Annotated in this window: 12 protein-coding genes; 3 read left to right on the forward strand and 9 right to left on the reverse strand. The window is 37.8% G+C overall.

Annotation, left to right across the window (positions count from 1 at the left end):
• Position 1: 1 nt before the first annotated feature.
• From H4J39_RS18260 to H4J39_RS18285, 6 genes are all read right to left on the reverse strand, one after another.
• A complete protein-coding gene (locus tag H4J39_RS18260) occupies positions 2–940 on the reverse strand; it encodes a cyclase family protein (protein ID WP_182229755.1) in 939 nt (312 codons plus the stop codon).
• Positions 937–1944, reverse strand: coding sequence for an amidohydrolase family protein (locus H4J39_RS18265; protein ID WP_182229756.1), 1008 nt, complete (start codon positions 1942–1944; stop codon positions 937–939). Before H4J39_RS18265 ends, H4J39_RS18260 begins: the two co-directional genes overlap by 4 nt.
• Before the next feature lie 3 nt (positions 1945–1947).
• Positions 1948–2505: a 3-hydroxyanthranilate 3,4-dioxygenase gene (locus H4J39_RS18270; protein ID WP_220462254.1), complete on the reverse strand. Its 558-nt coding sequence runs from the start codon at positions 2503–2505 to the stop codon at positions 1948–1950.
• A gap of 2 nt (positions 2506–2507) precedes the next feature.
• A complete protein-coding gene (locus H4J39_RS18275; RefSeq protein WP_182229757.1) occupies positions 2508–2990 on the reverse strand; it encodes a RidA family protein in 483 nt (160 codons plus the stop codon).
• A gap of 263 nt (positions 2991–3253) precedes the next feature.
• Entirely contained in the window at positions 3254–4711 is a 1458-nt protein-coding gene (locus H4J39_RS18280; protein WP_182229758.1) for an aldehyde dehydrogenase, read from the reverse strand.
• Between the two features lie 34 nt (positions 4712–4745).
• The gene (locus H4J39_RS18285) at positions 4746–5534 is read right to left on the reverse strand and encodes an SDR family oxidoreductase (RefSeq protein ID WP_182229759.1); all 789 of its coding nucleotides are present in this window, start codon (positions 5532–5534) and stop codon (positions 4746–4748) included.
• Between the two features lie 265 nt (positions 5535–5799).
• Between H4J39_RS18285 and H4J39_RS18290 the strand changes: the two genes are divergently transcribed.
• Positions 5800–6585, forward strand: a complete 786-nt coding sequence (locus H4J39_RS18290) for an alpha/beta fold hydrolase (RefSeq protein WP_182229760.1) — start codon at positions 5800–5802, stop codon at positions 6583–6585.
• Positions 6586–6644: 59 nt separating this feature from the next.
• Here the strand turns inward: H4J39_RS18290 and cysK are convergent, their stop codons facing one another.
• Positions 6645–7613 carry a cysteine synthase A gene (cysK, locus tag H4J39_RS18295; protein ID WP_182229761.1) on the reverse strand — a complete coding sequence of 323 codons (969 nt, stop codon included), beginning with the start codon at positions 7611–7613 and terminating at the stop codon, positions 6645–6647.
• 409 nt (positions 7614–8022) lie between these two features.
• On the opposite strand from cysK, the gene H4J39_RS18300 reads away from it, so the two are divergent.
• Both H4J39_RS18300 and H4J39_RS18305 read left to right on the forward strand, forming a co-directional pair.
• On the forward strand, positions 8023–9075 hold the full coding sequence (locus H4J39_RS18300; protein ID WP_182229762.1) for a hypothetical protein: 1053 nt from the start codon (positions 8023–8025) through the stop codon (positions 9073–9075).
• A gap of 79 nt (positions 9076–9154) precedes the next feature.
• The gene (locus tag H4J39_RS18305; RefSeq protein WP_182229763.1) at positions 9155–10210 is read left to right on the forward strand and encodes a hypothetical protein; all 1056 of its coding nucleotides are present in this window, start codon (positions 9155–9157) and stop codon (positions 10208–10210) included.
• Positions 10211–10383: 173 nt separating this feature from the next.
• On the opposite strand, the gene H4J39_RS18310 is transcribed toward H4J39_RS18305, so the two are convergent.
• Positions 10384–12672 carry a carbohydrate binding family 9 domain-containing protein gene (locus tag H4J39_RS18310; protein ID WP_182229764.1) on the reverse strand — a complete coding sequence of 763 codons (2289 nt, stop codon included), beginning with the start codon at positions 12670–12672 and terminating at the stop codon, positions 10384–10386.
• Positions 12673–12843: 171 nt separating this feature from the next.
• A complete protein-coding gene (locus H4J39_RS18315) occupies positions 12844–15219 on the reverse strand; it encodes a carbohydrate binding family 9 domain-containing protein (RefSeq protein WP_182229765.1) in 2376 nt (791 codons plus the stop codon).
• Positions 15220–15262 lie beyond the last annotated feature (43 nt).

A 15262-nucleotide genomic window follows, 5' to 3' on the forward strand; every position in this document is an offset into this window, starting at 1 on the left:
GTTATTTACTCATTTCTTTAGCATTAAATTCTTTTGCTGAAAATAAGACAGGGCGACTTGGTGCTGCATCATTATGAAAAGCAGGTGTTTGAATATTGATAAAATAAAAGTCATCAGGGATCTCATTATCAATAAACGCTATTTCGGTAATCGTCTTATTCACTAAGCTATTTTCGTTTACTTGCTGACTACCTTCATTAACTTGCCAAAATAAATGATGACAAGTCATTAATCCCTCATCATGCAAGCGGTCAATTGATGGTAGATCTACTATTAGGTGTTCAACACCGCGTTCATTCAAATATAAAATGGCTTCACGACTGAAAAAAGCAGGTTGGTTCTCACTGTTATAAGCTTGTTGTTTTTTGCTACTGTTATTTGGCAAACTTCGAATAACCAACGCTTGTAATTGCTCATTGTGATAATCAACAAGTGCTTTCTTAAGTGCAGATTTGCTGATGATGACATCATGCTTAGAAAAGTCAGGGCTGTAATTCTCCTTACTTTCTATCGCTAATTCAGGTGTTAATGATATTACAGCACAGGGCATTAACGCGGGTAAGTTAAGTTCTGCTAATGTCTTTACCTGCGTTTCATTATTTATACGGTTACTGACAGCATGAGTGTTCATCGAAAAATCACAAATATGTGCGATAGATTCGGTATGAGTGCCATTACAATGCGGATTAATCGTCAATTCATTTACATTGCAACTGCCACCTTGTTTCGTATCACCAATAAAATCCCCCACTTGCATTGGACTGGCTAGAGCCGTATTTGCAGAAAAGTGATTAGGTTGTTGCGTTGGTTGATTAAAGTTAACAGGAATAGCCAATGACCATGAGTTTGCTATATTGACTTGATAACTAGCATTTTGAAGTTCTATGGTTATTTTTATCGTGCTATTTTTTACGTTAACTTTCGTGTTCGCTATACTCATAAAAATTGCTCTTTTGATAATCCTAACCATTTAAGCGCTGAGCCATGCAGTAACTTTTCTTTAATATCATCAGAAAACTGACTATTCTCGATAAGCTTTCCTGGTTCTAATTCACCCAATGGAAATGGGTAATCAGTACCCAAGGCAATATTGTCTGGCCCCATCAAATCGACTAAATATTTCAGTGCTAATTCATCATGTACTAATGAATCTAGATAAATTTGCGGAAGAAAATCTCGTGGGTTAATAGAACAGTCAACCGCACATAAATCAGGACGAACATTAAAACCGTGTTCAATACGACCAATTGTAGACGGAAATGAGCCACCACCATGAGCAAAGGCTATTTTAAGTTTAGGTAAACGTTGTAGTACGCCGCCAAAGATCATCGAACATATCGCTAAGCTTGACTCCGCAGGCATACCAACAAGCCAGGGTAACCAATATTTAGGCATTTTTTCTTTCGCCATCATGTCCCATGGATGAACAAAAACAGCAGCGCCTAAATCTTGTGCGGCTTCAAAAATAGGAAATAACTCTTTTTGGTCTAAATTCCATTCATTAATATGAGAACCAATTTGAATGCCCGCTAAACCAATTTTCATGCAACGTTCCAGCTCTTTTATTGCAAGATCTGGCGATTGCATCGGTAAAGTACCTAATCCTACAAAACGCTTAGGGTGGTCGTTAACAATGCTGGCAATGTGATCATTCAAATACATCGATAAATCTAGAGTATCTTTAGGTTTTGCCCAGTAATTAAACATCACAGGAACCGTTGAAAGTACTTGTACGTCTACATGGTGCTTTTTACAGTCGTCAAGTCGAACTTTAGGGTCCCAACAATTATGGTCTATTTCACGAAAAAACTTTTCATCAACCATCATTCGGGCACAGCCACATTTATGATGGTCTAAACTAGCAAAACCACCGTATCCGTATTTTTCACGTAAATTAGGCCAGGTCTTCGGTAATATATGCGTGTGAATATCTATCTTTAACATAACTTATCCCTTCGTCACTGTTGTGCCACATTGCTGACAAGTGCAATTTTCAGGTGTGTCATAAAAATGGGTGAATACTTTAGGTAAGTCTGTTTCTATATTGTCGAGACAAAAAGCTTCTGTGTAGAGTTGTTTTTTGCAGTCAGGACAAAACCAATAAAGTGCATCTTTTTGATTATTTGCTCGCTTTTGTTCAACCACTAAACCTACGCTGTTTGCAAAGCGTTGTGGGGAATGCAACATTTTTGGAGGCAGTAAGAATATCTCGCCAGCGTTAATTTTTATATCCTGAAAATTTTCGGGATCATGATGATCATTCTTTTCAACCGAACCATCAATAACTGAAAGTACCATTTCGCCTTCAATTTGATAAAACAATTCAGGGGTTTCGTTATAGTGATAATCGTTACGATTATTAGGGCCGCCGACAATCATCACAATAAAATTGTCTTGTTCAAAAATTTGTTTATTACAAACTGGAGGTTTAAGTAAATGGCGATGTTCATCAATCCAAGCATGTAAATTAAAAGGCATAGCGATGCTGTTTTTTAGCATTGACATGACTATTCCCCCGTCGTTTTAGTATCAGGCTTTTTATGTTGATTCAACGCAGCGATACATTTAAGTTCAATGGCTATGGGCGTTGGTAATTTGTTAATTTCAACCGTGGTGCGACAAGGTTGGTTATCAGCAAAGTATTCTGCGTAAATACGATTGTAGGTGGCAAAGTCGTCATTCATATTGGTTAAGAATACGGTGACATCAACCAAGTCCATCCAGTTTGCATTTGACGCTTCAAGAATTAAGCGAATATTGGTGAAGACACTATGGCATTGCGCTTCAATATCGTAACTTTTAATTTTACCTTGCTCGTCAAGTTCAACCCCTGGGATATCTTTGCAACCGGCTTTTCTTGGGCCAACACCAGAAAGAAATAATAAATCGCCTACTTGTCGGGCGTGAGGGTATAAACCTACCGGTTTTGGGGCTTGTTCCGCGTTGATTATTTTCGGGTTCAAAGACGTTTTAATTTTAACATCGCTCATAAGGGATCCTGATGTAATTAATATATTTTTATGGTTGTAAGTGTAGACAAAAATCAATCAAAGACCTTTGTTCTTCATTTATTTCAATTGCATGTAGACTTGAGTACGACTGAGTAGGGGATTTCGAAATTCTCGCCCCCACCCCTAAAGTACTCCTGAGAAAGCAGGTTAAATAAGCGTCCATTTACAGCCTAATACGCTGGCAAATATTGCTCCTGAAGATTTAAATTTATGACAAATTTGGTTCATTGTTTAGTTTGAGCCTATGAGTATTTTATGCATACATTTTTGGGTTCAGTAAAAAATCGCATGGCTTCTAAACCACCTTCTCGGCCAACACCTGAATGATTCATACCACCAAAAGGCGTTCGTAAATCACGCAGTAACCAACAATTTATCCACACAATACCAGTATTTATTTGTTCAGCGAGTTGATGTGCTCTATTAATGTTTTGCGTCCAAATAGTCGCCGCTAAGCCATATTGGCTTTCGTTGGCAAGTGCCAGTGCTTGTTCGTCAGTATCAAATATTTGTAAGGTAATAACAGGGCCAAATATCTCTTGCTGGTTGCAACTCGCATCATTACTTAAGCCTTCAATGATAGTGGGTTGTAAAAAATAACCTTGTTCACAGCGACCAGACAATAGCACTTGCTTACCGCCCGCTAAAATAGTACCACCTTCTTTTTTTGATAAATCAATATAGCCAAGTACTTTTTCCAAGTGAGTTTTGGAGACAATCGCGCCCATTTTTGTTTCATTAAGTAAAGGGTCTTGTGGCACAAGCGCTTGTGCTTTTGCAACTAATGCGGCTTTGAATTTCTCATATATGCCCCGCTGGATATATAAACGTGAAGCACATAAACAAATTTGACCTTGGTTGGCAAAGCTGGCGCGGAAAACTTCTTCAACGGTATTTTCAAAATCACAGTCATCAAAAATTAAAGCTGGATTTTTCCCGCCAAGCTCTAAAGATAGCTTTTTAAATTTTGGTGCAAGCTGTGTCGCTATTGCCGCACCTGTTGCAGAGCCGCCAGTAAATGAAATAGCTTTCACTTTTGGATGGTTACATATTGCAGCGCCAACACTTGCACCTGTTCCATGTAATATATTTAAAACACCTTTAGGCAAACCTATTTTTTGACAAATAGCGCCGAGCATCGCTGCCGTTTTTGGGGTTATTTCAGAGGGTTTAGCAATCACGCAATTACCTGCAGCAAGTGCTGGTGCTATTTTCCAAGTAAATAAATACAGCGGTAAATTCCAAGGGGAAATACAGCCGACAATACCAACAGGTTGGCGCAAGGTGTAATTGATTGCCGTATGAGCAATCGCATGAGATTCACTAGCGAATTGCGAACAGGCATGAGCAAAGAATTTAAAGTTACTTGCCGCACGTGGAATATCTACCATTCTCGCTAAAGAAACCGGTTTACCATTGTCAATTGCTTCGGCAAGTGCCAATGGGTCAAGCTGGTGTTCAATTTCTTGCGCAATAGCAATTAAGTAATTAGCCCGTTGCTCTAAGTCCAAAGCGCGCCAAGCAGGAAGTGCCTGTTCAGCCGCAGTTACCGCTTGTTCAACATCAGCACCATCACTGCTGGGTATTTTGCCATAAACCAAACCCGTTGCGGGTTCGATGTTGTCCAAATAGTTATTATTGATGGGCGCTTGATATTCGCCATCAATGAAATTATCAATGATATTATTTGCAGTCGTCATTGTTTATTCCTCTAGACGTTTATTTAAAGGACGTTTATAAACAAGCGGTTCTACCGCCATCAACGGGTAAATTAATACCGGTGATGTAACCTGCTGCAGGAGAGGCTAGAAAAGCAGCGGCCGCTGCAAACTCTTCTGGCTTAGCAAAACGGCGCATAGGAATTATTGCTTTCTCATTAAGTGTGGCTTGTTCAATTGAAATATTCTGCTTCTTCGCTTTACCCGAAATTATCGCGTCTAAACGTGCGGTTGCTGTTGCACCTGGTAATACGTTATTAACGGTAATACCAAACTCGCCTAATTCGTTCGCTAAGGTTTTTGCCCAACTTGCAACGGCGCCACGAATCGTATTAGAGACACCTAAGCCATTAAGGGGTTGTTTAACTGAGGTTGAAATAACATTGATGATACGGCCATATTGCTTTTCTTTCATATGAGGGATAAGCGCTTGCACTAAATGATGGTTCGATACCAAGTGTAAATTAAAGGCGTTAATAAATTCATCAACACTCGCTGCATTCGCCGGCCCAGGTGCAGGGCCTCCGGTATTATTGATTAATATTTCATAACCACCTAAAGAGTTTACATGATCATTAATCACTTCTTTGACTTGTTCTGTGTTCGAGAAGTCAGCCACTAACACTTGATGCTTTTGACCCTGTTCAGTATTGAGTTCAGCTTTTACTTGTTCAAGTGCTGTTTGATTACGTGAAAATAGCGTGACACTTGCGCCTAGATTAGCAAGCTCTATAGCACAAGCCTTGCCAATACCTTGACTTGAACCACAGACTAATGCGCTTTTACCTTGAAGATTTATATCCATGAAGACTCTTTTTATTTTAATTGTTTTATCACACTATTTTTTGAAAACTGAGTTTCATTAGTAATAGTGAGATTTTGAGTTGACCTTTTTTTATCACATTAAATAATTTAATGTCAGCAAAATTGTTAAGTTTTATTTTTTTACTTTGTAAACATTTATAGCCGTACATATTGAAGTCTTCGTGAGGAGGGCGAATCGTCACTTTATTTTGACATTTGTTAGATTAGGCTGATAATGCTTTATTATTCCAAAGAAAATAGCAGTAATGACGATAAATAACTTGCCGACAGGCGTCTATACTTCAGGGCAGGGAACACCTGTTGTACTTCTTCACAGTTCGCTAAGTTCAGCCAGACAATGGCAGCCGTTGGTTAAGCTACTTGATGTTAACTATTTAGTAATTAACATCGATATTCTCGGTTACGGGAAGGCAGATAAAGTTGCAGATGAACTACATTATAATTTTGATATTGAAATTGATCGTATTGAAAAAATTCTGGCGAATGTCGCTCCAAATCAATCCTTTCATTTAGTGGGCCATTCTTGCGGAGGCGCTATTGCGTTAAAATTAGCTGTTGAAAATCCAGAAAAAATATTGAGCCTATCTTTATATGAGCCGGTCGCTTTTCATTTACTAGAACAAGGAAGTGAAGCTAGATTGTTAGCTGATAACTTTGCTCGTAAGGTTGCTATTGGCGACAGTTATCAAGCGGCAGAGATATTTACTAATTTTTGGAACAAAGCTGGATTTTTTAGGGCTTTACCACAAAAGATGCAAGATTTAATGGCAAGAGATATGCCTAAAGTAAGCTTAGACTTTAAAGGATTAACCTCAGAAAAATACTCATTAAAAGACCTAAACCGTATTACATGCAAATCGCTAATGATGACAGGTGAAAAAAGCCCAGAATTAAGCTTATTATTGGCAAATAAAATTACGGCTAGTTTACCTAATGTGATGCATAAAAGCTTTCCAACAGGACACATGGGGCCGGTAAGTCACAGTGAGTTAATTCATGCTAGCATTGCTGATTTTATTAACAAAATCTGAAATAAAAATCATTTAAAAAAAGACGCCTAAGCGTCTTTTTTTATCGTTAAATTTTAACGCTATTGTAAAAGTTCTTTATCAGTGAATTCATCGCTAAAAAGTGCGCTTGACAGGTAACGCTCTGCAGAGCTTGCTAAAATAACAACAATATTTTTTCCTTCGTTTTCTGGTTTTTCAGCTAAACGTTTCGCAGCAACAACGGCAGCACCAGAAGAGATACCAGCAAGAATACCTTCTTCTTTCATCAGGCGGTGACACATTGCCATTGCTTCGTCATTCGTTACTTTTTCAACAGCATCAATCATGCTTAAGTCTAGGTTTCCTGGGATAAAACCTGCACCGATTCCTTGAATCTTGTGTGGTCCTGGCGTTAGTTCTTCACCGGCCATTTTTTGACTAATAACAGGAGAGTCAGTTGGCTCTACCGCAACAGACATGATGTTTTTTCCTGCGGTATTTTTAATGTAACGACTAACACCCGTAATTGTTCCACCAGTACCAACACCAGCAACAAATATGTCGATGTTACCGTCTGTCGCTTCCCAGATTTCTGGACCCGTTGTTTTTTCGTGAATTTCTGGGTTAGCAGGGTTTTCGAATTGCCCCAATAAAACGTACTTATCTGGATCTGAGTCTTTAATTGCTTGAGCTTTAGCAATAGCACCATTCATGCCTTTAGCACCATCAGTCAATTCAAGCTTTGCCCCTAAAGCGGCTAATAATTTTCTGCGCTCTAAACTCATGGTATGTGGCATAGTTAACGTGATGGCGTAGCCACGAGCGGCGGCAACAAACGCAAGTGCTATGCCGGTGTTACCACTGGTAGGCTCAACAATTTCTTTACCAGGCGTTAATAATCCTTTTTTCTCGGCATCCCAGATCATATTTGCGCCAATGCGACACTTAATACTCGCACTAGGATTTCTTGATTCTATTTTAGCAAAAACATTACCTTTAGTGACACGGTTTAGTCTTACGAGGGGCGTATTGCCAATAGAGGTTGAGTTATCTTCAAATATTGTGGTCATCTTATATCCTTGAATAAGCTTTATTTACTTTAGTAGAACAAGGTTAGCGCTTTATAGAAATAAAAGAAGTGATATTTTGTTAACTTATATACAAAAAAAGAATAAAGAAATGCTTATTTAGTTGAATTAGGTTTTATATTGATCTGATTATCATCTCATTAAAGACAAATTTGTTTATTTTCTTTATCTTATAAAAGGCGAGATGACTGTTAATGTTGCTTTAACAGTATAAGCAATAAGATTATGTTTTTTGTTTATTTTCATTATCACCGTTATAAATAAAAGGTGATTGGATAATAAATAGTCACTCCTCTATTATATTTTTAACTGGTCGAACGTCCGATCAGTTAACGTTCAACCATAAAAATAAGACGTAACAAAAATAATTATAAAAGATATTGGGGAAATAATGAATATAATCAAAAGTATAACAGCTGTTGCAGGTGTCTACTTAGCACTCAGCTCATCAGCATCATATAGTAAAGAATATAAAATAGTGCTTATCCATGGTTTTCAACCACAACAACTTATCGTTGATGGAGATGTTACCGAGAGTGGTCAACAATATTGGCAAGGTTATTGGGATAACCTAAGTGATGCTCGTATTGATTGGCCTTCTTACGAGCGAATAGAGGGAAAAATAGCGACGGACTATGTTTGGCCAAAGTTAAAGTCGTTTTCTGAAAGTAACTTTTGCTCCCCAGGTTGTATCTTTGTGACTCACTCTACCGGCGATTTAGTCGCACGGTATATTATAGATAACCAAGAAACTTGGCTGGAAAATGCGGGTTTAGCACCTCTAAATATAGTGGCAACATTCGATATTGCTGGCGCTGGTGGTGGCAGTGAGCTTGCGGATCTAGCGGTAAGTGTTGCACAAGCAACAGAAAGCTGGTCTTTTATAATCGAAGCGGCATTAGAAGCATGGCTTGGCGGAGATCTTGGCGATGAAATGGGTGTGCTCAATGATTTAAAAGTCAATAATGCGAGGCAACTTGCACCGTTACCGGATGCGAGGATCCCTCGTCTACGTTTTGTTGGCGATGCAAGTGAATATTTAGGCGTTACTAGCCCCTTTATTCAAGGTCATGATGATGGCGTTGTTGGTTCGCATTCATCGTGCGGCGGTAATCGCCAAGGAAGATATGGCAGCTGTAGTGGCAGCGTCGCGTTTAACGGTAAAATTGAAAATCAAGGCAATGCTGTTTCAGGTTTTATGCCATACCATTATCCAATGCTTATGGGAGAAGCTTATAGCCATGGTTCATTACTTGAGCCAAGTCAGGAAGGGAAAGTGACGGCAGCAAGTAACCAAAATAATATGTTGTCAGGAGAAAGTATCCATTTTGATACTTACACAAAAACTACGGGTTGGTGGCTTTGGAAAAGTAATTACCTTTACGTACAAAACTCAAATGATGACAGTATGTCAACGCTAATTTATGACGCGATTCCTAATTAAATAATAGAGAAAGGGCTGTTGATTTTTCTAAATTAACTGAGAAAAATCAATAGCACCTAAGCAGGAAAATAAACGAGTTATGAAAAAACATTCCTTTTTAAAGAAAATGGTGGCTATTAGCATTACTGCAATAGTTGTTTGGCTTTTTTGGCCATCAATCGCACCTAAACAATTATCGACAGCTAACGAAAGGTTAACAAAAAAAACCACCATAAAAACAATAAACCCACCACAAAAAAAAGTGGTTCAGCCTGTTTCAGTGACGGGTAAGCCCAAAAAAATTACTTCAAATGACTCTGCTCTTTTAGTTGCTAAAGCGTATGCTGGCGAATTAGTCTTTCCACCATACTCTCAACCGTTAACAGATAAAGATTTTGATCGTTTGAACCCTAACTTTTTTAACCCTCAATCGATGCTCGTTGACGACGATGGTACCAAGGTGTCTGCTGCACTATCAAAGTATCGTTACACTTATCCTGAAGCTGTTTTTGCGACGCTAACGGGAGAAAATATTACTCATGCGGAGCTTCAGCTTGTTGATATTGAAACCGGGGAATTATTATTGACCCGTAAATTTGAACAGAGTGAAGAAAACTGGCAGACACAATTTGAAGGTCAAAGAAATCTTCCTAGCCAATTGCAAGCATCAATAAAAGCACACATTAACGGTAAGAACATCAATATTACGCTGGCGCTTAAATATGTTGACTCCGTTGCCACATTAGAAGGTTTTGATTCTGCCTTTCATGATAAGGCTGATATGGTGATAAAAGCTCACCTAAAAACCAGAGAGCAGGGGCTTTATCGAATACGAGCAAATTTGTTTGATGCTAATGACCAACCCATTGCACATCTGGTGAGTAAAGAAAAACTCGATAAAGGCAATACTAGTCTTTATTTAAAAGCTCACCAATCAGTATTGCAAGGGCGGAAAGCGCCCTTTTATTTATCTACTTTTTCTATTGAGTTAATGTCGCCTGCGCCGGGTACACCAGCAAAATATGGAGATAGTTTACTTAAAGAGTATGTAATAAAAGATTTTGCAGTTGCTAGTTTAAGCCATAGACCTTATCAACCTTCTAAGCAGGAACAGCAACGCTTGTTATTATTACAAAATATGGCTGAGGGAAGATAAAGGGCTAAAAGTTTTTTGAGTAACTTTTCAACGTTATAGCATTTGTAATGAAAGGTTAGCAAAAACATTTTTAGTTTTTACAAACTTATAGGAGGGCGTCGACAAAAGTTCCTGGGTGAAACTCAGTTGGATAATCGAGTATCTAACTGAGTTTTATCCCATTATTAAAATGCCTAAGGCATCCAAGCGTAGCTAACTTTTGTAAACAAAGTACGTTCGCCACGTCTTAAGTCAGTTAAATCATCATCTTGATAACTGTTATCAGAGTACCCTAAGAAAAATACCGTTTGTGGGTTGAGCTTATAGCTATAAATTAACTGTGTTGATAAGTCGCTATTGATTCTAGAATAAGCAGAAACATTATTAGCAAGGTTTTGATCAACATCTGAGTAGACAACATTTAATTTAAGGTAGCTGTTTACGTCAAATTGATACGAGACTCTTAACTCAACTAAACTGGCATCATAGACTTTACCACCGTCAGCATCGAGGGTTTCATAGGTATATGAAAAGTCGACTTCCAAATGACTCGTAGGGTTAAGACGAGTATTGGCATAAAACTCTCTATAGTCGGCTAGACGGTTATTTAGGTAATCTATTTTTTCGCCAAAAGTAAAACTGAGTTCACCATATAAGTATCGTGTTGGTTTTATATAACCAAACATAGTGACAAGCTTTTCGGTAAAACGGTCGGTATTACCATCAATAGCATCGTCTAATTTATTTTTTCGTAACCCTATTTTATCAGCATAGGTAAGCATAATATCGAATGCTGAAAGTTTAGGACCGTAAATAGTAAAACTTGACGCTAGGCTTTTTTCCAGCAATTCACCATTCTCATTGTGTTTAATTTGCCATTGTCCCGACAATTTTGCATCTTGCCAAAGGCTATCAGCATCACCATAAAAGTATCGGTCAACTAAGACTCTTTCATCTTGATAATCAGCTTTTGTCATAAAACCTAAATCGGCACGAAAATCTTTACCTATTTGTTGATGCTCAGCATTTACCGACCAATATTCAGAGTCATGTTCAAAACTTACTTTCATCGCTTGATCAGAGAGATCATCAGACTGTTTTATTGAATCATCACTGTTTGAATGAACAACTTGTGCAAGAACAGCGTTTGAATCATCCATTCTATATTTAGTATTGATACCCGCAACCGTATTTTGATAATTATCTGACTTTCGCAGTGTACTTATTGCACCTAAAGAGAAGTCTTCTGAAAAGTCGTAACGGTATTTAAAAGCACCCGAGTGACTTTCTTCATTTAACGATTTTAAACTTGAACCCGTATTACCTGGCACAATAAAATTAGTTTCAGTGTCATGACTTATAAATGCACCATAGGTGTGATTATCATTAGTGCCCGTAAGTTTTGCACCATAATCAGGGTCAGCAATATTACGGGTATAAACTAAATTGAAATTTGAAGAAAAATAATCTGAGTTTTCAACAAAGAAAGGGCGAGCTTCTTGATAAAATAAAGAATAGGTTTTATTGACGCTCAGTTGACCAACATCAGACTCAACGGTAGAAAAATCAGGGCTTACTGTTACGTTTAACAGAGTATTAGCATTAATACCCCAGCGTACATCTACCCCAGCTTCGGTGTCGTTATCGCTATGCCATTCATCTTGTGCGTCGTAAATATCACGGGTATCATTTTTACTTGCCACGACAGCCGGTGTGATCATAACGTTATTACCGGTTTTTGCATCCTTGAAGCCTTTTGCCTCTGGAATTTGGCACAACCAACAATCGTTGTCTCGGTCAAGCGGAATATGAGATATACGCAGTCGAGAATCTCGAGGGTAGAGACGAATAAATTCAATGGCCCATGTTTTTTCTTCACCGGTGTCGGCAAAGTTTAGCGTGTGGTAGGGCACAGCCATCTCTACTTGATAGCCGGTAGGTGTTCTTTTGCCAAACGATTGCCACATGCCATTCCAGGCTGAATTTACATCTCCGGTTAGTTCATTCTTTATTCTGTCAATTTGTGCGCCGTAAGGATTGACAAATAATTCATAACTTAAGCGTCTGTTATTATAGGTATCAAGTTTTATACCCACAACATCGTCTTCAAGTCGGGTATCTCTGTCACCTAAATAGGCAATGATTTCTTCAGGATTGGGATCTTGGGCAACAAAAGAGATATAAATAGTGTCGCCATCTTCAAAAATTTTTGCGGTTGTTTTTACTGGGCTGGGCTTGTTATTCCAAGGGTCGTTAACAATATTTAGCTCAATAGATAATGCTTGTGACCATTCTTCATCGCTGATTTCACCATCAATAACGACTTCTTTTTTAGCATGAGGTATCGATAAATGAGCGATTTTATTGATTGTTTGTTCTTTTGTACTCTGTTCTTTGGTGTTTTGTTCAGCAAAACTATTTTGTGAAAACAGTAAGAATACACTAGCTACTACGGCTTTGTAGCTACTTCTTAACAACAACATTTTTTCTCCAGAAATATTTTTTATTATTTTTATATAGTCATTTTGGACAAATTGTGTCAAAAAAAAGCAATTAAAACAATCATTAGTTATTTTAGTTGCATGGTTAACTCATCATAAAAAAGTCGCCAAATGGCGACTTTTAGTAAATCGTAACAGATAAATTCTTTATTTTTACTTCATCCAAGCATAGCTAAATTTCATAAATAAATTACGTTTATTCTGATTTAAATCGCCAAAACTTTCTTCTGTATAATGTCTATCAGCGTAGCCTAAATAAAATACTGTTTGTGGGTTCAGTTTGTATGCGTACAACAATTCAGTAGAGACGTTTTTCCGACTTTCTGTGATGTCTTCAGGGTCAGTGTAAGTATAATTGTTAATATTTCTGTTGGTATTATTATAAATAAAACTGAAACGTATAAAACTTAATACATCAAATTGATAAGTTGCTCTAAAGTCAGTTAATCGTGCATTAAAAACATTAGCACCTTCAGCATTTAGTTGGTTAAACGTATGTTTGATGTTTAATTCTAAATGCTTATCGACGTTCCAACTTACTTTTGAGCTCCACTGCTTGGTTCGGCCAAGACGATTGTTTCTATAATCAATCGCATCGCCGTATTTAAAGTTACTGTTAACATACAAACCTAGCATTGGCTTAAATTCACCAAAAAGTGAAAATTGATTTTCTGTAAATAGCGTGGTGTTGCCATCAATTGCTAAAATACTTTTATCTTCTCTTAAACCCACTAAGTCACGGTTTGAATAGGAAAAGCGGAAGTATGAGTTCATCGTTGAATTGAGTTGAGCATTAATATCAAATTCTTTTTCTATTAACTCGTTGTTGTCATTGTGAATGATATCCCAATCAGAATATATTTTAAATTTTGTCCACCAATTCCCTGGTTTTGCGTACCATTTTCGGTCACCGCCAATAGAGAAACGGTTGTAGTCAACATTAGGAATAAAACCTAAATCACCACGAAAACCTGCATTTTGTTTATCGTATTTCACTCGGTAATACCAATCTTGGTCATTGTGAGAATAACTGGTTTTAAAGGCATTACCACTAAACTTATCTTTTTTTAAGGTTCGTAAAACTTGCTCATTATAATCACAATGGCCATAGCCGCAGTCAATGTTTTCTGGTGGTGCATGGCAATTGTTTGACTCGCTTGAGTCATCGGAATCATCGGCATTACAAAACTGTTCAAATAAATCGTCTGGGTATTCAGTCGTTGAATAAAGTGTTTGAAACTCAAATACATCAGCCGTTGAAACTCTTATACGCGTACCTACACTGTGAACAATATTCTGGTAATCTTCAGCGGTACGTATGGTGCTTACTGTTCCCATGGTAATATCTTCATTGAAGCTGTAGCGATAGCGAAATGCACTGGCCTTTGATTCTCCGTCAATACTTGCAATAGAAGACCCTCGGTTACCGGGGATCAAAATGTTGGTACTGTCGTCATCGGTAATAAATAAACCAAAGGAATGATTATTTTCTCGACCTGTTAATTTCGCACCATAGTTAGGTGCATTAATATTTCGTGTATAAATCAAATTATAATTAGAGTCAAAGTAATCAGCATTATCTAAAAAGAAGGGTCTTTTTTCTTGGGTGAAAAGTGCAAAATTGTTATTAATGTTTAACTGAGCATTGTCAGTTTCAACCGTTGAGAAATCTGGGTTGATGGTGGCATTTAACAACCAGTCAGGGGTTATGCCCCAACGAATATCTAAGCTCGCCTCAGTATTGTTTTCGCGCTGCCAATCGTCATTGTCATCTCTGTCTTCATTAATGCCGGTGACTAATGATGGTATGACCGTTAAATTATCCCCTTGTTTTGCGCCAGTAAAACCTTCAACGGTATGAAGCTGACATAATTCACAATCATTATCTCGCTCGAGTCTGATATTGGATAAACGAAAAAATTCGTTTCTGGGGTAAAAACGCATTAACTCAATGCCCCAGTCTTGAAGCGATGATTTCTCAGTAAAGTTGAGCATTCGAAGGGGTAAAGCCATCTCTACAATGTAGCCCTTGTCATTAATTTTTCCGGCACTGTCCCAAATGCCATCCCATGAGTCACTTTCATTTTTTGTTATTTCATTTTCAATACCGTCTATTTGCGAACCTAATGGGTTAACTAAAAAACGATAAGCTGACCGTTGGTCGTTATAAGTATCAATTTTTATACCGACAATATCATCACCCCATGATTTATCTCTATCACGGTAAAACGCTCTAATTTGGCTTGGATCAGGGTCTTCAGCAATAAAGGCGATATAAAATGTACCACCATCTTCCATCAGTAGTGCTTCTGTATGAACATGGCTGGGAATATTGTCGAAAGGACGCGTAATATTATTGATTAATATTTTTTTTGCATGACGCCATTGTTTTTCATCCAATTTAGCATCTATCGTTATTTTTCCTGAAATGCGTGGGATCTCACTTGGCTGTTGTGCATCAGCTTTAAAAGGAAAAGAGAATAGTAAAGCGGAAATAGTCAAAATATGGCTGAATTTGACAGTAAACATTGTTACTCCAAGGTGAAAGTGTTTGCCTTTAGTTTATTTTCGC

The organism is Colwellia sp. Bg11-12 (assembly GCF_014076955.1).
In the GTDB taxonomy this organism is placed as follows: Bacteria; Pseudomonadota; Gammaproteobacteria; order Enterobacterales; family Alteromonadaceae; genus Colwellia_A.

What these genes read in the sequence shown, in the direction of transcription:
- H4J39_RS18260 (WP_182229755.1), bottom strand. Translation starts at nt 940, where the DNA reads ATGAGTATAGCGAACACGAAAGTTAACGTAAAAAATAGCACGATAAAA.
- H4J39_RS18265 (WP_182229756.1), bottom strand. Translation starts at nt 1,944, where the DNA reads ATGTTAAAGATAGATATTCACACGCATATATTACCGAAGACCTGGCCT.
- H4J39_RS18270 (WP_220462254.1), bottom strand. Translation starts at nt 2,505, where the DNA reads ATGTCAATGCTAAAAAACAGCATCGCTATGCCTTTTAATTTACATGCT.
- H4J39_RS18275 (WP_182229757.1), bottom strand. Translation starts at nt 2,990, where the DNA reads ATGAGCGATGTTAAAATTAAAACGTCTTTGAACCCGAAAATAATCAAC.
- H4J39_RS18280 (WP_182229758.1), bottom strand. Translation starts at nt 4,711, where the DNA reads ATGACGACTGCAAATAATATCATTGATAATTTCATTGATGGCGAATAT.
- H4J39_RS18285 (WP_182229759.1), bottom strand. Translation starts at nt 5,534, where the DNA reads ATGGATATAAATCTTCAAGGTAAAAGCGCATTAGTCTGTGGTTCAAGT.
- H4J39_RS18290 (WP_182229760.1), top strand. Translation starts at nt 5,800, where the DNA reads ATGACGATAAATAACTTGCCGACAGGCGTCTATACTTCAGGGCAGGGA.
- cysK (WP_182229761.1), bottom strand. Translation starts at nt 7,613, where the DNA reads ATGACCACAATATTTGAAGATAACTCAACCTCTATTGGCAATACGCCC.
- H4J39_RS18300 (WP_182229762.1), top strand. Translation starts at nt 8,023, where the DNA reads ATGAATATAATCAAAAGTATAACAGCTGTTGCAGGTGTCTACTTAGCA.
- H4J39_RS18305 (WP_182229763.1), top strand. Translation starts at nt 9,155, where the DNA reads ATGAAAAAACATTCCTTTTTAAAGAAAATGGTGGCTATTAGCATTACT.
- H4J39_RS18310 (WP_182229764.1), bottom strand. Translation starts at nt 12,672, where the DNA reads ATGTTGTTGTTAAGAAGTAGCTACAAAGCCGTAGTAGCTAGTGTATTC.
- H4J39_RS18315 (WP_182229765.1), bottom strand. Translation starts at nt 15,219, where the DNA reads ATGTTTACTGTCAAATTCAGCCATATTTTGACTATTTCCGCTTTACTA.